The organism is Pseudomonas sp. ZS1P83 (assembly GCF_054897825.1).
Map to the genome: position 1 here is coordinate 1,671,131 of NZ_CM142706.1, position 20,747 is coordinate 1,691,877.

21 protein-coding genes and 2 pseudogenes are annotated in these 20,747 nt (G+C 58.2%); 9 read left to right on the top strand and 14 right to left on the bottom strand.

The features are described 5' to 3' along the window. Nucleotides 1-4 precede the first annotated feature (4 nt). From ACYZT0_RS08190 to ACYZT0_RS08210, 5 genes are all read right to left on the bottom strand, one after another. Entirely contained in the window at nt 5-478 is a 474-nt protein-coding gene (locus ACYZT0_RS08190) for a GNAT family N-acetyltransferase (RefSeq protein WP_462045388.1), read from the bottom strand. 84 nt (nt 479-562) lie between these two features. Beyond that, a complete protein-coding gene (locus tag ACYZT0_RS08195) occupies nt 563-949 on the bottom strand; it encodes a DUF488 domain-containing protein (RefSeq protein WP_462045389.1) in 387 nt (128 codons plus the stop codon). A gap of 77 nt (nt 950-1,026) precedes the next feature. Further along, the gene (gene pcsA / locus ACYZT0_RS08200) at nt 1,027-1,746 is read right to left on the bottom strand and encodes a phosphatidylcholine synthase (protein ID WP_462045390.1); all 720 of its coding nucleotides are present in this window, start codon (nt 1,744-1,746) and stop codon (nt 1,027-1,029) included. A gap of 246 nt (nt 1,747-1,992) precedes the next feature. Next, on the bottom strand, nt 1,993-2,418 hold the full coding sequence (locus ACYZT0_RS08205) for a GNAT family N-acetyltransferase (RefSeq protein WP_462045391.1): 426 nt from the start codon (nt 2,416-2,418) through the stop codon (nt 1,993-1,995). A gap of 27 nt (nt 2,419-2,445) precedes the next feature. Next, nucleotides 2,446-2,811, bottom strand: coding sequence for a VOC family protein (locus ACYZT0_RS08210; protein WP_462045392.1), 366 nt, complete (start codon nt 2,809-2,811; stop codon nt 2,446-2,448). 173 nt (nt 2,812-2,984) lie between these two features. Here ACYZT0_RS08210 and ACYZT0_RS08215 point away from each other — a divergent pair, with 173 nt between their 5' ends. The 5 genes from ACYZT0_RS08215 (at nt 2,985) to ligD (ending at nt 10,338) form a co-directional block, all read left to right on the top strand. Beyond that, nucleotides 2,985-3,710 carry a tellurite resistance TerB family protein gene (locus tag ACYZT0_RS08215; protein WP_462045393.1) on the top strand — a complete coding sequence of 242 codons (726 nt, stop codon included), beginning with the start codon at nt 2,985-2,987 and terminating at the stop codon, nt 3,708-3,710. A gap of 222 nt (nt 3,711-3,932) precedes the next feature. Next, on the top strand, nt 3,933-5,102 hold the full coding sequence (locus ACYZT0_RS08220; protein ID WP_462043660.1) for an IS4 family transposase: 1,170 nt from the start codon (nt 3,933-3,935) through the stop codon (nt 5,100-5,102). A gap of 247 nt (nt 5,103-5,349) precedes the next feature. Continuing rightward, nucleotides 5,350-6,735, top strand: coding sequence for an iron-containing redox enzyme family protein (locus tag ACYZT0_RS08225; RefSeq protein ID WP_462045394.1), 1,386 nt, complete (start codon nt 5,350-5,352; stop codon nt 6,733-6,735). A 10-nt stretch (nt 6,736-6,745) separates the two neighbouring features. Next, a complete protein-coding gene (locus ACYZT0_RS08230; protein ID WP_462045395.1) occupies nt 6,746-7,741 on the top strand; it encodes a methyltransferase in 996 nt (331 codons plus the stop codon). Then, nucleotides 7,738-10,338, top strand: a complete 2,601-nt coding sequence (gene ligD / locus ACYZT0_RS08235) for a DNA ligase D (RefSeq protein ID WP_462045396.1) — start codon at nt 7,738-7,740, stop codon at nt 10,336-10,338. Before ACYZT0_RS08230 ends, ligD begins: the two co-directional genes overlap by 4 nt. A gap of 84 nt (nt 10,339-10,422) precedes the next feature. Here ligD and ACYZT0_RS08240 read toward each other — a convergent pair whose 3' ends face one another. From ACYZT0_RS08240 to ACYZT0_RS08250, 3 genes are all read right to left on the bottom strand, one after another. After that, nucleotides 10,423-11,097: a DUF3313 domain-containing protein gene (locus tag ACYZT0_RS08240; protein WP_462045397.1), complete on the bottom strand. Its 675-nt coding sequence runs from the start codon at nt 11,095-11,097 to the stop codon at nt 10,423-10,425. Between the two features lie 154 nt (nt 11,098-11,251). Beyond that, entirely contained in the window at nt 11,252-11,533 is a 282-nt protein-coding gene (locus ACYZT0_RS08245) for a DUF3303 domain-containing protein (protein ID WP_462045398.1), read from the bottom strand. A 238-nt stretch (nt 11,534-11,771) separates the two neighbouring features. Further along, nucleotides 11,772-12,173 (bottom strand): hypothetical protein, encoded by a 402-nt coding sequence (locus ACYZT0_RS08250; protein WP_462045399.1) that lies wholly within the window; start codon nt 12,171-12,173, stop codon nt 11,772-11,774. A gap of 143 nt (nt 12,174-12,316) precedes the next feature. On the opposite strand from ACYZT0_RS08250, the gene ACYZT0_RS08255 reads away from it, so the two are divergent. The 3 genes from ACYZT0_RS08255 (at nt 12,317) to ACYZT0_RS08265 (ending at nt 14,553) form a co-directional block, all read left to right on the top strand. Continuing rightward, complete coding sequence (locus tag ACYZT0_RS08255) at nt 12,317-12,841, top strand: DUF2092 domain-containing protein (protein ID WP_462045400.1); 525 nt, start codon at nt 12,317-12,319, stop codon at nt 12,839-12,841. A gap of 685 nt (nt 12,842-13,526) precedes the next feature. After that, nucleotides 13,527-13,886, top strand: coding sequence for a DUF6124 family protein (locus tag ACYZT0_RS08260; RefSeq protein WP_462045401.1), 360 nt, complete (start codon nt 13,527-13,529; stop codon nt 13,884-13,886). 286 nt (nt 13,887-14,172) lie between these two features. Further along, nucleotides 14,173-14,553 carry a RidA family protein gene (locus ACYZT0_RS08265; protein WP_462045402.1) on the top strand — a complete coding sequence of 127 codons (381 nt, stop codon included), beginning with the start codon at nt 14,173-14,175 and terminating at the stop codon, nt 14,551-14,553. A gap of 74 nt (nt 14,554-14,627) precedes the next feature. Here the strand turns inward: ACYZT0_RS08265 and ACYZT0_RS08270 are convergent. The 3 genes and pseudogenes from ACYZT0_RS08270 to potE form a co-directional block, all read right to left on the bottom strand. Next, nucleotides 14,628-14,950: pseudogene (locus ACYZT0_RS08270) on the bottom strand (aldehyde dehydrogenase (NADP(+))); the annotation flags it as partial. 201 nt (nt 14,951-15,151) lie between these two features. Next, nucleotides 15,152-17,437 (bottom strand): Orn/Lys/Arg family decarboxylase, encoded by a 2,286-nt coding sequence (locus ACYZT0_RS08275; protein ID WP_462045403.1) that lies wholly within the window; start codon nt 17,435-17,437, stop codon nt 15,152-15,154. Continuing rightward, complete coding sequence (gene potE, locus ACYZT0_RS08280; protein WP_462045404.1) at nt 17,434-18,843, bottom strand: putrescine-ornithine antiporter; 1,410 nt, start codon at nt 18,841-18,843, stop codon at nt 17,434-17,436. The genes ACYZT0_RS08275 and potE overlap by 4 nt, the downstream gene beginning before the upstream one ends. A gap of 184 nt (nt 18,844-19,027) precedes the next feature. Between potE and ACYZT0_RS08285 the strand changes: the two genes are divergently transcribed. Continuing rightward, complete coding sequence (locus ACYZT0_RS08285; RefSeq protein ID WP_462045405.1) at nt 19,028-19,357, top strand: hypothetical protein; 330 nt, start codon at nt 19,028-19,030, stop codon at nt 19,355-19,357. 16 nt (nt 19,358-19,373) lie between these two features. On the opposite strand, the pseudogene ACYZT0_RS08290 reads toward ACYZT0_RS08285, so the two are convergent. From ACYZT0_RS08290 to ACYZT0_RS08300, 3 genes and pseudogenes are all read right to left on the bottom strand, one after another. After that, nucleotides 19,374-19,448: pseudogene (locus ACYZT0_RS08290) on the bottom strand (carboxymuconolactone decarboxylase family protein); the annotation flags it as partial. Between the two features lie 157 nt (nt 19,449-19,605). Beyond that, nucleotides 19,606-20,322 (bottom strand): glycosyltransferase family 25 protein, encoded by a 717-nt coding sequence (locus tag ACYZT0_RS08295; RefSeq protein WP_462045406.1) that lies wholly within the window; start codon nt 20,320-20,322, stop codon nt 19,606-19,608. Continuing rightward, nucleotides 20,300-20,545, bottom strand: coding sequence for a hypothetical protein (locus tag ACYZT0_RS08300; RefSeq protein ID WP_462045407.1), 246 nt, complete (start codon nt 20,543-20,545; stop codon nt 20,300-20,302). Before ACYZT0_RS08300 ends, ACYZT0_RS08295 begins: the two co-directional genes overlap by 23 nt. Between the last annotated feature and the right edge of the window lie 202 nt (nt 20,546-20,747).

The window sequence follows — 20,747 nt, forward strand, 5'->3', positions numbered from 1 at the left end:
GCCATTAGTTCGAGGCGTCGACAATGGGTGTCAGACGCCGCTCCATGATGATCGTGCGCTCGGCACCGTGAAATTCGTCGCGGACTTTTCGATAACCCAGCTTGAAGTAAAAGGCTTCTGCGGTAAGGGAGGAGGGGACGCGCAGTACCTCGATTTTTGCGTCTTGGGCGACAGATTGAAGCATCGCCATCAGCTGCCTGCCGAGTCCGCCCCCCTGATGGCTTGGCTCGACGAATACGCTGCGCACAACGTCTTGATCTAGGCTGGCCGTGGCGACCACGCGCTTATCGATGGTTGCGACAAAGACCAAGCGTTGTTTCAACAAAGCGCGGATGGCCTCGGCAGAAAAGCTTTTCTCTACCTGCGAGATGACTTCGGGCGGGTAGTCCAGGGCATTGGACTTGCGCAGCGATTGAATGATGACCTGGCTTATGGCTGCCGCATCGTCTGGGGTGGCGAGTCGAATCTGGTTATTCATTTGAAGACCCCAATCCTTGTGTCCTTACCGAAATCCTTTAGCCCGATTTTGAGCGGTCAATGTCGGAGTAGCCTGCGGCAACTACTATTTGAGCTGCGCCCCGCGCGCTTTTAACAACTCCCGCAATACCGATCGATGACAATGCTCTTCATCTTCGCAATAACAGCCAATGGCCATTGATGTTTGATGGGACAACGCAGCCAACAGATCAAGCAATTGGCTGGGCGCTGGGTGGTTCATTTCAGTCTTGAACTTGCGCTTGAAGACTCCCCACGCTTTGGCGTTTTCCGCCGTTTTAGCTTCTGCGACCAACTCTGCGCTGGGAGACAGCAGCGGCTGCCACACGTCATAAAAATCACGACTGGCAAACTCGGCCTTCGGCACGCCACGCGGCGGGCGACGTACCGTACCCACGCGCAGGCCTTCATTGGCGGCGCGCGGTGAACCGAGTTGCACGATATGGATGGGCATGTTGGATGTGTTCTCCTCAAGCCTGTATGGCCGACTTCTGAGGTGTGCGGGAGCAGTCGGCCACGCTCTGTAGACCTTTAATTCCGCGAGCTTTCGAACCACTCCAGCGCCGTGCGCCAGATGCAGATCCCCAGGAAGTAAGCCGACATCAGCAGCCAAAGCCCCATCACCATAGGATTGATCACCGGATGGTTAACCACCAGCGACAAACTGCACAGCAGCCAGATCGCCGTTACGGCGATGTTGATTGGCATGAACTTGCGCACGCGGAACGGGTGGAGGAACTTCATCCGGGTCACGGTCAACAGCGCCAGGCCGATGACGGTGAGAAAAGTGATCCACGGCGACGGGGCGATGATGTACAGGCACAGGGCTACCACGTTCCAGGCGGCGGGGAAGCCCTGGAAGTAGTTGTCTTTGCTCTTCATGTTGACGTTGCAGAAGCAAAACAGCGACGAGACGAGAATCAGCGACACGGTCAGCAGCAGCGTGTAGTCCGGCAAAGGTATGTAGCGATAGATGAACAGCGCTGGGATAAACACATACGTCAGGTAGTCGATGACCAGATCGAGGATCGAGCCATCAAAACTTGGCAGCACCGACTGGACATTGACCTTGCGCGCCAACGCGCCGTCCAGGCCATCGACAATCAGGGCGACGCCCAGCCACAGCAAGCAGTTTGTGGCCTGGTTTTCCAGTAAGGCGAGTGTTGCGAGGAAGGCAGTGACCACGCCAGTGGCGGTAAAACCATGGGCGCCCCATGCTTTGAGCCTGGCGAGGTGTAGGGTCGATATCACGGGGGCGTTCTCCAGAAAGTGAAGCAAGCCTGTTATCACCCCTTCCATTGGGGGTGTCGGCAAACCAAGTCAGGTTGCATGTATCGACCGGGTATCCGGGGATAAGGTTCACCATCTGTAAATCTTAGCTGGGTGGCAAAAAAATACTCCGGATAAATTCGGGGCATTAAATGAAACATCGGCGCAGGGCGATCTTTTTACTCAAACGTGGCGATCTCCGGATTGACCTGGTGCAGATAGGCTCATTCACAGCATCTTGCTCATGAACACCCGACTCGTGCCTTTCGGCTCGCAGGGCACTTCCCCGAATCGCTGCCAGCCGTTTTTTTCATAGAACTCCGGGGCCTGGAAACTGAGGGTATAGAGCACTGCCGAGTTGCAACCGCGACGGCGACCTTCGTCTTCGTACGCTTTGAGCAGTCGAGAACCGAGCCCGGAGCCACGCAGTGACTCGGGCAAGTAGAAAAGATCGAGAAACAGCAGGCCGAGCGACGTACGTCCGGTAATACCGCCCAGCACCTGATGGGTTTCCGGATCGCGGACCGTTACCGCCAGCGACTGGCGGTCGTTGATTCCGGTCATCTGATCATTGAAGGCACTCAGCCCGGCGCTGAGTACTTGCTCGACTTCAGGTTCGATAACGTCGCTGACGACAATCAGAGGGCGGTCCATGTGTTGGTTGATCCTGTGGGCATCGGGTTAGCGAGGGTAGAACACTCGCAGCCGATGGTCATCAGGGTCAAGCGCGACGAAGGTGCGACCGAAATCCAGCTCAGTGGGTGTTTGCACAATGCTCAGCCCGCGAGCCGCCCAATCGGCAAACAGTGCATCGACTTCTTCTGCAGACTCGACGGGAAACGCCAGTTCGGTCCCGCCACCGGTTGAGCTCACCGCCGGTTCTGCGGTGTGCCGCGACCAGAGCCCCAGCTTGTAGCCGCCTTCCAGTACAAACAGGGCGAAGGTAGGGGATTGTTCGACGGGCGTGAGGTCCAGCAGCGACGCATAGAACCGTGCGCTGGCGGCGGGGTTTTCAACGAAAAGCAGGATATAGCGGGGAGTAATCATAGGGCTGCTCCAGTGTGGGTGGGCGCAGCATAAAAGGTCGCCGTGTCAGTTTCTGTCAGTAGCGTGACGGCCAAGGGCGACAAGGGTTCACGTCAGCCAAACGGTGTTGGCGCATTTGCCGGCGAGGACTATCGTTGCCTGACTGGATCACTCCCATCGATGAGGACATCGTCATGAACACCAGCAATCTGCTCGAACAACTTCTGCGAGCCGGCCAAGGCTCAACGTTGCAACAGGGTGGCGGTGGCGCGTCGGCCCAAGGTGGCCTCGGCGGTCTCGGTGGATTGCTCGGCGGCCTGTTAGGCGGTGGCGCCGGTTCAAGCGCCCGGGGCGGTGGCCTGGGAGGTTTGCTCGGTGGTCTGCTGGGCGGTGGCTCTGCCGTGGGCGGTTCGACCCAGACCCGGTCAGGTGGTGGCACCCACTATGCGGCGCTGGCGTCACTGGGGATGATGGCGTTCCAGGCGTATCAGGCCTGGCAACGCAGCCAGGCCTCGGCGCCGCAACAGGCACCGCGCACTGTTGACCTGTTGTCCGGCCCCGAAGTCGAGGACCACAGCCATGCGATCCTCCGCGCGTTGATTGCCGCGGCCAAGGCCGATGGCCGGATCGATGACACCGAGAAGCAGATGATCAGCACCGAAATGGGCCGCCACACCAACGATCCAGAGCTCAAGCAATGGCTGGACGATGAAGTCGCACGGCCACTGGACGCCGCCGATGTGGCGCAGTCGGCAACGGATCCTGGCATGGCGGCGGAGATGTACCTGGCCAGTGTGATGCTGGTGGACGATCAGCAAGACGCCGAACGTAACTATCTGGATGAACTGGCTGCGGCGTTGAGGATCGATCCAGAGCTGCAAGTGCACCTGGAGCAACAGGCCAAAGGTGGCGTGGCCTGAAGATCGTTCCCACGCTCTGCGTGGGAATGCAGCCGGTGACGCTCTGCGTCACTAAGATGACAGTCACGGCTCAAGCTTCGGGGCAGGAACGCGGAGCGTCCCGAGAGGCATTCCCACGCGGAGCGTCACTAGTGTCCGGTAAAAAACGAGGGGGGAGCTTGCTCCCCCTTGCTGTTGGCGGCTGTGAGGCATAATCGGATTTTTCAGACTCGATTTTGACTTATGTTTTCCAGCACCCGTTTAAGCCAACTACTCAGTGCGATCCCGCGCCAGTTTTTCCAGCAATCCATCGAAACACACCAAGCTGATCGCTACGTCAAACGCTGCACGACCTGGCAATTGCTGGTGACACTGATCAGCGGCCATTTGACCCAAGCCTCAAGCCTGCGGTCCTTGGCGACTATCTCCGAAAATTTCGGCCCGCATAGCTACCATCTTAATGCCGGCCCTATTGCCCGCTCGACAATGTCCGATGCCTTGAACAAGCGTGACTACCGGCCATTACAGGACCTTTGTGGGTACCTGATGAGCGCCGTCAGCCGCCAGCAGCGCAAGGAGGTCGGGGCCATGGTTAGCCTGATTGACTCCACGTCGATCACCTTGCGCGGACCTCACTTCGATGGCTGGACAGCCGCGACGAAAACCCGCATCACCCAAGGCCTCAAAGTGCATGTCGGGCTGGATCTGGCGCAGCTGGCCCCGGTGTACGTGAACATTACGCCTGCCAACGTCAACGACCTGAGCGATGCACTGGAAATGCCGATCCAGACCGGCATGACGTATGTTTTCGACAAGGGCTACTGCGATTACAACTGGTGGCACGAGTTGCAGACCAAAGGTGCTTTTTTCGTCACCCGCCTGAAGAAAAACGCCAATATCAAAGTGCTGCATGAGCACTCGACCGTGACTGAGCAAAGCTCGGTCATGACCGATGAAGTCGTCCGGTTTGGCAAAAAGCATTTGGCCGGCAAACGCCTGAACGACTACTGGGAAAAGTCGGTAAGACGCGTCGTGGTTGAGCGCGAGGGGCATGCGACGCCGTTAGTTCTGGTGACCAACGACTTCACGAGGACAGCTGAAGAAATCGCGTCCTTGTACAAAGATCGTTGGCAGATCGAGCTATTTTTCAAGTGGATCAAACAACATCTGAAGCTCAAACGCTTTTATGCCTACTCCGAAAATGCGGTGCGTTTGCAGATTTACAGTGCCTTGATCAGCTATCTGTTACTGCAAATACTCCATCGTCGCTCAGGATTTACCGGCTCGTTGTTCGAACTGACGGTTCGCATAGTTCATGTCCTGTTTGAACGGCCCGGAACCCCAGTATTGAGGGATCGACGAAGGCAGGAGCGAGAAAAGTTGAAGGCTGCCCAAGGCAGCCTTCAACTATGAAGCATGTTTACCGGACACTAGTGACGCAGAGCGTGGGAACGATCATAAGAAGGGCGTTTTTTTCGTTAGTCTGGCCTCTACCGGGTTTCAGGTGCTTTGGGCACCAGAAACGTAATCCCGCAACAGGCCCGTCTGTCCGGGCAATTTCAACGCCGATGGAATTTTTTTCCGGGCGTGTCGCTCTGCTGATGTAGAGACGTGCTGATTTGAGCGTCCTGCCACTGGCCTCAGACCGAGAGACACACCCATGACTGCCCTGACACGACTTGAATCCCAGCTGACCCACGAACGCGCAATCCTGACTGCCGGTAGCTTGAAGCTTATCTATGAACAGCTATTGCTGAGCGACGATATCGAACACCAGCGCACCCTCGGCAAATCCTTCCTCGAGGCTCAACTTGCGCACGCAGGGGACGTGCCCGAGGAGATGCCGCACGACCTGTCGGCACTGCAAACGTTTGTCGAACAGCACTGCGCCGAAGTCGCTCGCCAATACGCCGACTACCTGCAAAAGCGCAAGGAAGGCGGGCCTCGGCAGTTCTTCACTAACAAGGCGCACGCGTTGTTTTTCCTGCAAGCCGTTGCCCCGACCAAACTGGTTGACGGTGCGTGGCTGTATGGCCTGCTGCGGCACTGGCATGACCCTCGTTTCGAAGGGTTGATTTGCACCTATCTGGAAGAATTGGGCGACGGCAACCCGGCACAGAATCATGTGGTGATCTACCGCAAACTGCTCGCCGAACATGGCTTGCAAGACAACGGGTTCATCGCAGACGAGCGTTACCTGCAAGGTGCGGTGCAATTGGCGCTCGGTTATTGCAGCGACGATTTTTTGCCGGAGGTGATCGGCTACAACCTCGGCTATGAACTGCTGCCGTTGCATTTGCTGATCAGCGCCTATGAACTCAGCGAACTGGGTATCGATCCGTATTACTTCACGCTGCACGTGACCATCGACAATGCGAGCACCGGCCACGCACAAAAGGCCGTGCAGTCGGTGCTGAAATTGCTGCCGGTGGAAGCCGACCGTGAAGACTTTCTGCGCAGGGTCGCGCTGGGATATCGGCTCAACGACCTGGGGCAGGGCAGTCGCGCGATCATCGAGTCGTTCGACGTGTACGGCGAGTTGCTGAACATGCTTGAACACAAGCGCCCGTTTGGTCAGCACATGCATTCCGATTACTGCCGGTTTGAAGGCAAGACCGTTAATCAATGGCTGTCGTCGCCGGAGCAGTTGCCAGGCTTCCTCAGCGCCCTGGAAAACAAGGGCTGGATCAAACGTCACCAGGACCCGCAAGCCAGCCGTTTCTGGCAATTGATCGACGGCGACGGCGCGGCCATGTTCGGGGTATTCAGCCCCTACGAAAAACAGCTGCTGCACGATTGGATCGCCGGAGACTGGAGACCTGAGCGTTCGTCGGCAGCGGTTCGACGTGGAACCAGTGCCGCGACCGAACCGCCAGTGCCCGCCAATGACCCGGATGTCCAACGCCTGCAAGCTACACTTGATGGGCTTGCCGCCGACGAGCAAATGCAGGTGTTGATCCCATGGCTGTCTGCCCATCGGCACGCTCACCCGGCTGGCCTGATGGCCACGCGACGCTTCATCGAACTCAAATCCGGATTTCGATAGGGAGCCCTTCATGAATCAGGAAGAACAGCTTAGCGCCGCTGACCTGGCCTTGCTGCAACTGGGGCGCCGCTTGCAGGCCGACGGTTACCGATTCATCACGCCAACGCCGCTGACCCATCAGCGGGTCAATGGTCGCGCCTTCGGGCAAAACGCCCGGACCCTGCGCGAAGTATTCGGTTGGTCGCGGCCGTTTGAACCCGATCTGCTGTCGGTGGATGAACAGCGGCAGTTGCAACAGGCTGGCGTCCTCGAGGAAAGCAATGGTCGACTGAAAAGTCATGTGCGCTGGTCAAGCCTCGATGACCTGCTGTTCGTGCATTCGGGCTACCCCACCGACGCCGCTGATGCGGTGTTCTTCGGACCCGACACCTACCGTTTCGCCCGGCTGATTCACGCCCATCTGCAACAGAGCTTCGCGCCAATCAGGCGCGCTGTGGACATCGGCTGCGGTGCGGGCGTTGGGGCGATTGTGATTGCCCGCGCTCGCCGTGAAGCCGAAGTGCTGGCCGTGGACATCAACCCTTTGGCGTTACGCATGACCGCGATCAACGCCGCGCTCGCCGAGGTGGCAAACGTCAGCATCGAAGCCAGCGATGTGCTGCAGGACGTCGACGGCAACTTCGACCTGATCGTCGCCAATCCGCCCTACATGGCCGACCCGGCCGAGCGTGCTTACCGGCATGGCGGCGGGGCGCTCGGCGCGCAGTTGTCGCTGCGCATTGTCGAGCAAGCCCTTTATCGGTTGGCCCCCGGTGGCTCCTTGGTGCTGTACACCGGCGTGGCGATGATCGATGGTCTCGATCCTTTTCTGGACGCGGTGACGCCGCGTCTGGAATCGCCGATGTTCGGCTGGACTTACCACGAACTCGACCCTGACGTGTTCGGTGAAGAACTATTGACCCCTGGCTATCAGCGGGTGGAGCGAATTGCCGTCGTCGCCCTGATCGTCACGCGCATCGGCCCAGGCATCGGGGGCACCGTTACCTCGTCAGCCGGTGCGCCATGACCAGGAGCCTGGACGATTACAACCGCATGCGCGACTTCTCGGCGACCTCTGAACCGGCCGCCGCCAAACGCGGGGGCAAAAAAAACGCGAAAGACCATGCCTTGCAGTTCTGTATCCAGAAGCACGACGCCTCGCGCCTGCATTACGACTTTCGCCTGGAACTCGATGGCGCGCTGAAAAGCTGGGCGGTGCCCAAAGGCCCGTCACTGGACCCCAAGGTCAAGCGCCTGGCGGTCCACGTCGAAGACCATCCGATTGATTACGCGACCTTCGAGGGCAGCATTCCCGAAGGGCATTACGGCGCCGGCGATGTGATTGTCTGGGACCGAGGGGTGTGGATTCCTCAGGACGACCCGGTCAAGGCGTACGCCCAGGGCAAGCTGAAATTCGAGCTGCAAGGCGAGAAGCTCGGCGGCCTGTGGAACCTGGTGCGTACGCACATGCCGGGCAAGCAGGAGCAATGGTTTTTGATCAAGCATCAGGACGGCGCGGCCAAACCCGAAAGCGATTACGACGTGGTCGCCGCCGAGCCCGACAGCGTGCTGAGTGATCGGACCATCGTTGCCAAAAAGCCGAAGACCGCTGCCAAACCCAAACCCATCAAAAAACCCGCCGCCGCGGCACGCAAGGAAAAGTCGGCGCCATTGACGGGCGCCCGCAAAGCCAAATTGCCGGACCTGGTCAAACCGGAATTGGCGACCCTGGTCGAAAAAGCCCCGGACGGCGAGTGGAGCTATGAGATCAAGTTCGATGGCTATCGGATCATGGCCCGCATCGACCACGACGAGGTCAAACTCTTCACCCGTAACGGTCACGACTGGACCCATAAACTGCCCAAACAAGCCGAGGCGTTGGCTTTACTGGGTCTCGAATCCGCCTGGCTCGACGGAGAAATGGTGGTCGCCGACGAGCAGGGCGTGCCGGACTTTCAGGCCTTGCAAAACGCCTTCGACTCGGGCCGCAGCGGCAACATCGTTTACTACCTGTTCGACATGCCTTACCTCAACGGTGTGGACCTGCGCGAGGTGGCTGTCGAGGAGCGAAGGGTTGCGCTGTCGACGGTGCTCAACCCCAATAAAGACCCGCTGCTGCGTTTCTCCGATGCCTTTAGTGAAGAACCGGAAGCGTTGCTCAACAGCGCCTGCCAAATGCAGATGGAGGGGTTGATCGGCAAGCGCCTGGGCTCGCCTTACGTTTCACGGCGCAGCAGCGACTGGATCAAACTCAAGTGCAAGCATCGGCAGGAGTTCGTCGTCGTTGGCTTCACCGACCCGAAAGGTTCGCGCAATGCCTTTGGTGCGCTGCTGCTGGGCTTGCATGACCGCGACAGCGCTGAGTTGCGTTACGCGGGCAAGGTCGGCACCGGGTTCAACGAGACGACGCTCAAGCGCATCTACGAGCAACTGAAACCGTTGCGAACCAAAAAGAGCTCAGTGGTCAATCCACCGATCGGTTTTGATGCCAAGGGTGTGCACTGGCTCAAGCCCACGCTGCTGGCTGAGGTGGCTTTTGCCGAAATGACCAAAGAAGGTTCAGTCCGTCATGCGGTGTTTCATGGTCTGCGTGACGACAAACCTGCCGAAGACATTACCGAGGAGCGTCCAAAAGCCGTGAAGCCCAAAGCCGCTAAAAAAGCCCCCGCAGAAAAGCCCTCTGCCGCGTCCAAAAAGAAAACCACCCAAGCCGCACCCGCGCCATCACAAATCGGCCTGGGCGAGGGCAAGGTGCGCATCACTCACCCGGACCGGGTGATCGACGCCAGCAGCGGCACCACCAAAGTGCAACTGGCCGAGTATTACGCCAGCGTCGCCGAATGGATTTTGCCCGAATTGAAGGATCGGCCAGTGGCGCTGGTTCGGGCCCCGGACGGCATCGCCGGCGAACTGTTTTTCCAGAAAAACGCCGAGCGCCTGGCCATTCCGGGGATCACCTCCCTGGACAAGGAACTCACCGGCCAACCGGTGATGATCATCAATAATGCCGAAGCCCTGATCGGCGCCGTGCAAATGAGCACCGTTGAACTGCACACCTGGAACGCGACCTCGGACAACCTCGACAAACCCGACCGCTTCGTCCTCGACCTCGACCCGGACCCGGCGCTGCCCTGGAAAAGCATGGTGGAGGCGACTCAATTGACCCTGTCGGTACTCGATGAGTTGGGGCTCAAGGCGTTCCTCAAGACCAGCGGCGGTAAAGGGATTCATCTGGTGGTGCCACTGACCCGCAAGCTCGGTTGGGACGAGGTGAAGGACTTCAGCCACGCGATTGTCAGCCACATGGCCAAGTTGTTGCCGGAGCGTTTTTCCGCTGTGTCCGGACCGAAGAACCGGGTAGGGCGGATCTTCATCGATTACCTGCGCAACGGTCTGGGCGCCACGACCATCTGCGCCTACGCCGTGCGCACCCGCGAAGGACTGCCGGTGTCGGTGCCGATCTTTCGAGAGGAGGTGGGTGAGCTCAAGGGAGGGAATCAATGGAACGTGCACACCGTGCATGAGCGTCTGGCCGAGGTCGGTGATGAACCTTGGGCGGACCTGAAGCAAACCCGGCAGTCGATCACCGCCGAAATGCGGCGGCGGGTCGGGATGAAGAAGTAGCCATTGTAGGAGCACGGCTTGCCGGCGATAGCGCCCTTGAGTACGCCATCGCCGGCAAGCCGCGCTCCTGCAAAAGCAATCGGACTATCTGATAAACGCCTGCAAATCGGTGCCCAGTTTATCGATCGCCGCTTTGAAATCCTTGGTGGAGATCTTCTGGCTGGAGTTTGACAGTGTGCTGCCAAAGACTTTGCGCACCACTTTGGCCACGGTCTGATTGTTGCTGGCGTCGATAAACTCGGCCTCGATGAACAGTGTGGTGTCCTGATCGCGATGGCCACTGGCAGCGGAAACACCCCCCACGACAGCGGCGACCGGAACCACTTCATACCACTTCATGCCCTCGTTTTCGGCATTCACCCCGGTGATCGCCGCGCGCATGATCAAAGTTTTTGACCCGGCCGGCGCTGATTTTGCGCTCGACACCACCCGGTATTTCTGGCCCAGCACGCCTTTGGCCTTGCTGGTCATGTAGCTCTGCAGCTCGTCCAGGGTTTGCCGATTGACCCGCTCGTTGGGCTGTGGCGCCGGGTAGAGCTCCAGCTTGTTGAAGGCCACGGTGTTATAGGCATCTGGATTCCAGGACGGGCTCACCCAGCGCATGGCCGTTTCGCCGCTGGTGGTGGTGACCTGCTGCACGTTGTTGTAGTTGGACAGGAAGCCGGAATACTGCTCACGCTCGGTGACTTTCGAGGTGCAACCGCCGAGCAGCAAGCTGGCCAGCGCAGCGCCAATAAACAGTTTTCGGGACAGATTCATTGTGGTGTGTGCTCCATGGATTGATGTCGGTACCCCGGTTCAGAGCATAGGTGGCCCCGGCCGCAATGCGCCAGAATTTGCCCATGGGCACGGTAGACGTTCGGTTGCCAATACGCAGGCATGGAGCGGCGAGCTGGGCTCGCCGCCCCAACGACTATTGCTTGCCGATAGCAGCGGCCAGCAGCGGCGCCGCCTGTTCGTCGGTCAACGCCGCATGGACTTCCATGTTCATGAGGTCGTTCCATTGCAGCACCCACTTCTGAATCTGCACGGCATCATTGGCATCTGCGATGCCAAAACCGTTCGAGCCACCGACGGCATGCCAGCGCCCCAACATCTTGACGCCTTCGGGTGGAGCACCTTTGGTTTCGAGAAAGCGCTTGATCACGTTGTTTCGATTTTCCGGACTGATGGACCAACTGACCATGAATAACATCTGCCACCTCCTGCTACGGATGGGCATCTGTTTCTCTTCGCGCACCTGGCTGGCGCCGGGACCACGGTCACGCGTGTGTTTCCAGCTTCATCCTGACTGGCTTGAAACCATTTCTCCCATGAGAAGGCATAGCAGCGGCTCAGACTCTGCGTATGACCGCTGATCCTGTTTCGTTGCTTTTGTACAGGGTCGTGGATGACACGTGTTTCACCCGCGAAACAAGGTTCATCGGGCTGATTCACGCATCGCGCAACAGGTCGTTGGCATTGAGCAGCGCGTAGGCAATCTCTGGACGCTTCTCCAGTGCGCGGCGAATCGCGGCCGGGATCGACTGACGGGTTCTGCGGCATAACCCCGGCTGGTCGCCGAGATTGATACCGATACCGCGCATGGTTCGTACTTCGTTGAAGCCGGGGGCGATGCTCACGCGGATGCCCAACTGCTCAAACATCCGCCGTTGCAGACGCTCAAGGTCACTCAGGCTCTGGAGGTTTTCCAGGCGTTCGATCAGACGCTTTTCCTCTGAACGAGTCAGAAACAGGATGCGCACGTCCGCCCCCGGTGTTTCCAGCAGCGGGTCACGCCCGCAGTCGCAGGCGCCGGGCGGGCAGGGTTGGCGAATCGGAGGAGTGGTCGTCATGGGCTTCAATCATAGAGCGCTCCACTTGGGTTTGCCCATAGGGTTTCTTGCCCTTCTGGCGAATGGGTTACGCCGCGTCCAGGCTTAATAATCAGCCTTGATACCGGGGCGTTAAGCACGTGCACAGGCCAGGAGCGGGATCAATGAAAGCCAATGCGAGTGTTTTCTGCCTGTTGTTCACCCTGGTGCTGACACCCGGGGCGCGTGCCGACGATCCGCCATCACCGGACGCCACCCCGACGGTCAACCCGCAAGTGGTCGATAAAATCATCGATATGTTCGAACACGAGAGTTTCTTCAACGGCAAGAAACTAACTGAGTATTCGCCTTTTTTGAAGTACTACACGGCGGTGGATGCACCGCCGAAATTGTCCGATACGTTGCACATGATCGAAGACCATTATGGTGTTCAGATCCCCATGGAGGACCTGTTTCTGTTTGGCAGCGATCAGGCGCAGATCGATGCGCTGAAAAGCGCGCTGTACATTGGGCCGTCGACGATCAAGGGGCAACTGTGTGTTCACCTGGCCTTTCGGCAGGAGGGCGTTGATTGGCAGTTGTGGATCACCCGATCCGAGCAACCGCTGTCGGGCGTGGCCGCTATGGCTACGACAATCACTACCATCCGATCGCCCCGGCGGCGGCTGTTACCGCAACGGTCGCGGTGACAGCGGCGGTGGTCGGGTCCATCTTCACGCCTGCGCAACTGCCCACCAGCTGCGTGCAAGTCATCCAATACAACACGGCTTACATGCAATGCGGTGCAACCTGGTATCAACCGCAGAATCAGGGTAGCGATGTGACGTATGTCGTGGTTAATGCGCCTTGAGTTGGGGAGATCAGAGGCCATCCCACTGGTGACAGGTTGCTGTCGAGCCAACGCCGTTGCCTAGTGTTGATCCATGTGGGAGCAAGACCGCTCCCACAGGTTTCGTACCTCAACTGACGGACATTAGGCACATTGCCTCAATTTCAACGCATTTCCACTTATTCAACATCGCCGAAGGGCGCTTGTTTAAACGTCCTCAAGGTTACGTCCTGAAAGCTACAAGACCTTGCGCCGTTGCCTACGGCTACGCCAGAATCCGCCGGCTTGTGTGCCTTGACCCTGGCGTCTATCGTTTCCCTGCCACTGCCCTTCAGTGGTCGGGTTTAGTAGCCCGTGGTGTTTTCAGTAAGGTGCATGAGTTCTGTCAGGCAGGTAGTTTCCTACCTCTACTTGATGGTGGCTGTGCGCAGGGCGCTTCGGCGCGCCGGTAATTGCTGATACTCCCCGGTCTACTAACCTGCGCATAGCCGCCACCCTTCTTTTAGTAGAGAAGTATTGGCGGCTCCATTCAGGAGTGTCAGCAAATGATCAAACCTTCACCCAACCCGCCGGACACCGATCCGGTGTCCCCGTACGAACCCGATTCAAACAAACTCAACGAAGCCGCCGAGCGAGCTCTCGATTACCACTTCCCGTCGATAGCCGACATCAAAGCCACCCCGCGAACACGCAGCACCCTGTTTTCCGTGGACCCAGAGGCCACGACCGAAACCCTAGTGGTTTTTCTGGTCGAAACCCTGGCCTCGGTTGATGTGATGGTCCACGAGTTGGTGGACCTCTTGGAGGGTTGCTCGCGTTATTCCCTGTTGGGCATTTCCAACAGCGTCATGGTGGCTGAAATCACGGCAAACCGATTGCTGGATCTGATCGACTCACCTGAATAGGTGCGGTCTGCTGTCGTGAGTGTGTAACTGACGTTGGGTTGGGCAGTTGTTCCCTTTTGGGAGCCGCTGCGCGGCCCAGCGGGACGTTGCGGCGGTCCGCAAGCTCCCCTCGCCACAGGTTGCTCGGCGCTCGTTGTATCTGCTCACCGCATCTTTGGGCTTGTCTTTGAAGGGGGCGGCTTGGGGTCTCGCGTTTTCGTTTGCGTTGGGGTTTAACTCAGCCCTAAACACTAAATAGCGGAGCGTATACTCGACAGCCCCTTACCCCCTCAAACAAGAGATCCCCATGGCAAACCACGACATCACCTTCCTCCCCGACCCCGATCCGGAATCCATCTCCTCCGACGTCGCCGGGTTCGGCGGCCTGCTGGTCTCCACTCAGATCCCCACCCGCGCTGACGGCAGTCTGGAGCTGGGCGGCATCATCGAGCAAAGCGAGTGCACGCTGCAGGCACTCAAGGTAGCGCTGGAGCACGCCGGCAGTTCCATGGACCGGGTTCTGCATCTGACCATCTACCTCACCGACATGGCCGACCGCGCCGCTTTCAACGAGGTCTACCAGCACTTCTTTGCCAAGCCCTGGCCGGTTCGCGCTGCCGTTGGCGTAGCCGCCCTGGCGGTCGAAGGTATGCGTGTGGAAGTCACCGCGATGGCGGCCAAGGGCTGAATCTCTGTCCGCTGTCAGTAACGCTGGCCAAATCCAGTTCGGCAGGCATTCAGTCTTATCGAACCGGATAGCTTTTATTGACCGTCTACGAGGCGAGGCAGTCCCAAGGGATTAACCTCACGCAATGATTCGGGCAGTAGCGCATCAGGAAAACCCTGGTAGGACACCGGGCGCAAAAAGCGTTCAATCGAGGTCATGCCAACCGAGGTAAAGCGGCTATCCGACGTGCCGGAAACGGTCCACCGTGAATGGTGGCAAACGTCACCTCCTGTGGATGTGCGAAGGCGTTGACGACGATACGCCCGGTGCGCCGCTCCAGGACCGGAAGCAAGCGGTGAGCCAGTGGCATATCGCGCTCTTCAAGGTGCATGGCGGCGCTGAGCTGGCCCTTGAGCGAGCAACGGCGAAAGCCCTGTGCGCCAGCGTCATCCCAGACAGCATCAAAGGCACCAGCGTCCTCGGCCTCCAGTCAGCGATCATCATTGCCGGGGCGCAATGTCAGGGTTTAATCCCGACGGGTTAACCGCTTAGGAGAAGACACAAAAACGGGCGCCTCAGGGCGCCCGTTTTTTACTTCGCAGCACGTATAGGCGCTAGCTCATTTCAACACCAGCAAGCGATAAACCCCGCCCTCGCTTTCGATCCCATGGGTGTCATGGGTGAAACCCGGGAAGGATTTGTCGAAGCTTTCCAGCGCTTTGAGATAGGCCAGCAACGGACCGTCCGCTGGCCCGGCGTTTTCACCCGGCATCAGCAGCGGAATACCGGGTGGGTAGGGCACGATCCCGGTCGCAACGATCCGCCCGGCGGCTTCTTCCAGTGTGACCAGTTCGATGTCGTTTCTGACCAGTTTTTCGTAGGCCTCCACCGGGCTGAATTCGGCTTGCGGGAGCATGCCGAACGCCTGGGCCATGGTGGCGGTGGTTTTGTGTTTCTTCATGGCGACGAAGATATCGTCGGCCAGGTCCTTGAGGCCCATGTCGGCGTAGCGCTGCTGGTTGGCGCTGAGAAGGTCGGGCAGGCACAGCTCCAGGTCGACGTTGTCGTCATAGTCACGTTTGAAGTCGAGCAACGCGTTGACCAGGGTGCCCCATTTGCCTTTGGTGATGCCGATAGAGAACAGGAACAGAATGGTGAAGTCGGTGGTTTTCTCGACGACGATGCCCTGACGTCCGAGGTACGCCGTGAGCACGCAGGCGGGGATGCCCGAGTCGAGCAGGTTGCCGTCGTCGCCCATGCCGGGGCTCAGCACCGAGACCTTGATCGGGTCGAGCATGCAGTAGCCTTCTTCGATGTCACCGAAACCGTGCCACACCTCGTTGGGATGAAGCACCCAGCAGTTCGGCTCAGTTTTCAACAACACCGGATCTACTTCATGGAACGGCACTAACACCGCGCCAACCCGTACCGACGGTGGCTGCCAGCACGTGAAGAACCACTCATCCTTGCTCAGCATCTCGTTGTGCATGCGCGAGATGACCTGGCGGAAGCTGATGGCTTCTTCGATGGATTCGGTGGTCAGAATCTGGCCGCTGGGCGCATCCATCATCGCCGAGCTGACGTCGCAGGAGGCCATGATCGCGTAGTTGGGCGAGGTCGAGGCGTGCATCATGAACGACTCGTTGAAACGCCCGTGATGGATCGGGTTACGGCCGTTGCGCACGTGAATCATCGATGCCTGGGACAGGGCTGCCAGCAACTTGTGCGTCGACTGAGTGGCGAACACGGTCGGCTTCGAGTCATCGTGATCGTCCGGGCTGCCGTGCATGGCGAAGCGCTCGCGATACAACGGGTTGAATCGCGCATAACCGTACCAGGCTTCATCGAAATGCAGACGGTCGACGCTCTGGCCCAGCAGCTCTTCGACGCGGGTGACGTTGTAGGTCAGGCCGTCGTAGGTGGAGTTGGTGATGATGGCGTGGATCGGTGTCGGGTCGATCCCTTCCTTGACCAAGGGGTTGTTGGCAATGGCGGCTTTGACGCCATCGCTGCTCAAAGTTTGCGGCAGGATCGGGCCGATGATGCCGTAGCGATTGCGGGTCGGCACCAGATACGTCGGAATGGCCCCGGACAGGGTCATCGCGTGCTCGGCGGACTTGTGGCAATTGCGGTCGCACAGAGCAATCTGATTGCGCGTGACGCTGGCCATGAGGATGACACGGTTGGAGGTCGACGAACCGTTGGTGACGTAATAGGTGCGGTGCGCGCCGAAGACCTTGGCGGCGTAGCGCTCGCCCTGGCCGATGGGGCCGCTGTGATCGAGCAGCGAACCGAGTTCGCCGACCGAAATCGACAGGTCGGAACGCAGCAGGTTTTCTCCGAAGAACTCGTAGAATGCCCGGCCCGCTGTGCTCTTGAGAAACGCCGTGCCGCCAGCATGACCGGGGGTGTGCCACGAGTATTCATAGGTCCTGGAAAACTTCACCAACGCGCCGAACATGGGAGGCAGCGCGGCTTGGCGATAGCGTTCGATGGCCGCCAGGATGCGCCCGCTGAGGAAGCGACTGGTGTCCTCGGGCAGCCAGATAAAGTCATCGGCGTGTTGCATGACCACCAGCGGAATGGTCGACGCGGTGCTGCGGTCGCTGATCAAAAAGACCGGCACCCGAGTGTTGCGCTCGCGCAGGCTGACCAGCAATTTGATGCATTCTTCGTGGCCTTCGCTTGTATCCATTTCCCAGCTGAGCAGCACGCATTGAACGGCCGGATCCGTACGCAGGATCGACGTGGCGTCGCTCAAGGTTTCCGACGCCAGCACCCTGACGGCGCGTTCCTCCACATCGTTGACCAACTGGTTCAGGGCGCGACCAAAGACAGTGCGTTTGTCCGGCGGGCTGCTGACCAACAGCGTGAGCATCCCGAGCGTATGTCTATGTTCCGTCATGATTGAGCCTCTACTGTGACTGCTTGCAAGTTGTTGACCGGCACCGGTTTGCCCGTGAGGTGCTGAGCGCTGACGGTCTGCGTCGGTACGCTGTTATTGAGCGCTTCGAGGCGAATCAGGCGGTTGTTGACGAAGCCGAACAGCGTGTAACCGAAGATCGTAGCTACGCCGCCGAGCATCAACGCTTGCTCGCCCGAACTGTAGAGCGCCAGGTAGCTGTAAGCCGCCGCCACCCACGCAATGATGTTGGTGGCCAGCGCCTTGTTTGCCGGTACGTTGGACACCTTCTGCATGGTCATCAAGGCGGCCATGGACAGGATGTACGGCACCAGGTTGGTCACCACCGCGAGGTTGACGAGGATGTCGAACTGTTTGCTCAGGTCCGGGCTGATGGTGAGAAAAGCAAGCGCCGTCTGCGCCGCCAGCAGCACCAACATGCCGGCAATCGGCGTTCCGGCCTTGTTTGACTTGGCGAAGATCGACAGGAAGTAACCGGTGTCCGCCGAGCTTTTGTACACCTGAGCAATGGTGAACTGCCAACCCAGCAACGAACCGATGCAGGCGAGTACCATCGCTGCCATCACAATGTCGCCGACCAACGGGGTGAACATCTTGGCGAAGACCAGACCGAAGGGGGCGCTTGAGGCGGCCAGTTCCGGGTTATTGACAATACCTGCGATGACGTTGGTGGAGACGATGTAGATCACTGCCGCGCCGAGGGTGCCGCCGAGTACCGCAATCGGTACGTTCTTCTCCGGATTTTCCACGGCATCGGTGTTGGCGCACGCCGACTCCAGACCCAGGAATGCCCACAAGGTGATCGCCACCGATGCACCTGCGGCTTCGAACCAGCCCATGTTGTGCGGGTTCCAGCCGGCGGCGTAGACACTGCTGTCGAACCAGAACCAGCCAATGGTGGAAATCAGCACCACCGGCGCAATCACTCCCCAAACCGTGATTGCACCGATCCGGCCGGTAATCCGCGCGCCGCCGAAGTTGGCGAACGTGGTGATCCACAACAGAGCGATGGTCGCCAGACCCACTTGCAGTGAATCAAGCTTGATGTGGAACAGTTCCTGGATATAGCCGACCGCCGTAATACTGATCGCCACATTGGCAATCAACAGCGAGAGCCCATAGGTGTAGTTCGTGATGTAGTTGCCCGCCTTGCCGAAGGTGTACTCGGCATAGCCGCCCATGCCCCCGGTCTTTCGGCTGAGCATCCCGCAGCGCGCAAAGGCATAGGCCAGCGCCAAGGAGCCGGTGGCCGTGATCAGCCAGGAAAGAATGGAAATACCGCCGACTTCGGCGAGTTTTGTGGGTAGCAGCACAATGCCTGAGCCCAACATGTTGACGGCTGTCAACATCGTCAGTTGCCCCACGGTCATTTTCTTAGCGACTGACATTCCGTTGCCTCATTAGTTGGCGGAAAAGAGTGTTAGCTATAGCTAAGGATTGAAATCTCGCAAGAAATGTCCGTAAGACACTGAGAAAACAGGCGATAGCGCACTTAAGGCATTTTGCTGGCCCCGAAGTTTCAAATTTTTGACCAAAATCAATTTATTTTCAGTTAGTTGGGATCGAATGCAAATGCGGAATGTGATGGTTGCGCTGATTTCGTTAGGCCTGGCGAGCGTTGCCGCCTCTGTCCAGGCCAAAGAACTGGCATCGAATGATCGTTACCTCTGCAGCTGGGGCGCAGGTACCGCGGCGAGAGCCCAGGAACTCAAACTGTCCGGGGTTTCACTGTATGCAGCACGGCAGAAGTTACACACCTACAAGTTCAGCAAGCCGTGGATGCACATGATGGCGATGGGCATTACCGAGCAGACCTATGACAGTCAGTCGCGGATGAAGCCCGCAGCCCTGCGCGAGAGTTTCTATGAGGAATGCGTCCGGTATAAGTTGGCGCGCAAATGACGAGGTGCGGTCCGCCATTCAGCTGCCCCTGTCGGGCGCTGACAATGTCTTGCGCAGACAGCCCGGCCTTGCCGGCAAACAGGGTGTGCGCCTCTCTGACTCCCGCTTCCAAGGGTGAAACGATGAATTAAGAACAGGAAAGGTCCCACTTTCGACCGCGTCAGCATTTTTTTAACCTCACGTTGAGAGGTCATCAAAAATCGGAGGGTACTTCAGACCTTCCCTAATGAGAGAGAAGGAACAGAAAACTATCGAGTTCTTCTCAGGTTTTTTGCCTTTAACCTTCTAAGCATATCCATTGCCGGCCGCAGGAGAGGCGCCCTGTCAAAGATGGAAAGTTCATGCAGGTCCGTCCGCGAGGGCCTTTGATAGCCAAAATTCCAGGTAAAGTAGTAAGCCAGAATCTCTTTATTCTTGTGAATAAGCGTATTGAGAGCAGCGTCATAATGCATCGGACCTCCGTCAGGATGTCCCGGCGGCCGCTCCAGAATCTGGAATAAAAAATCCCTCAATTTCCCAAAGCATTTCCCGTTTACAGCATAGAAATGGGACAAATGTATTGGTCGATCGATTACTTTCCAAGCGGGCAAGCTTGAATTTCCTTCGAGCGGATGCCCAAAATAGGCGATGTCCCACTCCATACCTTCCAGAGACTCGATGGCCTGTCTCCCATATTGAGAAATTCGTCTGGAAAACTGTATGTCGTCCTCCATGATCAAGATATTTTTCAAATTGAGGTGCATTGCCTCTTCCAGCACCCCCAGATGACTCAAAAAGCAGCCTCTGGCCCCGACGCTCGGGAAGCCATTTCCCTCACTGGGCGTAACAGCCTCAAAAAAGCCTATTTTTTCATCATCAATGTGAAAGCCGTAGCGAGCGAATTCTTCTACTGTTTCTAAACGGCGATCCTTTCTTGACGAGATATTGATGATTCTTGCTCCATCAAAATAGTCGATCACATTCATCTGTCAGGTCCTCAGAGCAGACAATCAGGGCGGTTGGATTGGGGACCTCGCAGAACTTGGAAAAAATCGTACGGTAAGCACTGCCGACAGGAGGCAATTCCTTACGTCTTCTGGGTTGTGTCCGATTGAAGTACACCTCATCACCAGGCGTCAGGCGCTTCACGCGCAGCGTCAGAGTAGGGCCACTTTCTACATTTCCTGACGGCTCGGCGTGAATTTCCATGACCTCAACCTGACAGGCTGAATGCTTAGCGATTTGTCTGTTTTCTCTATCGACCCCGGATTGCAGTATAGGCAGCATTTCCGGATGAGGTTTTGGTCTCGTAATCGGCGTGCTCCACCCACTCGAGAAGGCCCGCCAGATAGGTGCACAGTACCGGCCAGCGCAGAGCTATGGCTTCCATTATCACCACCGAAAGCGGGTC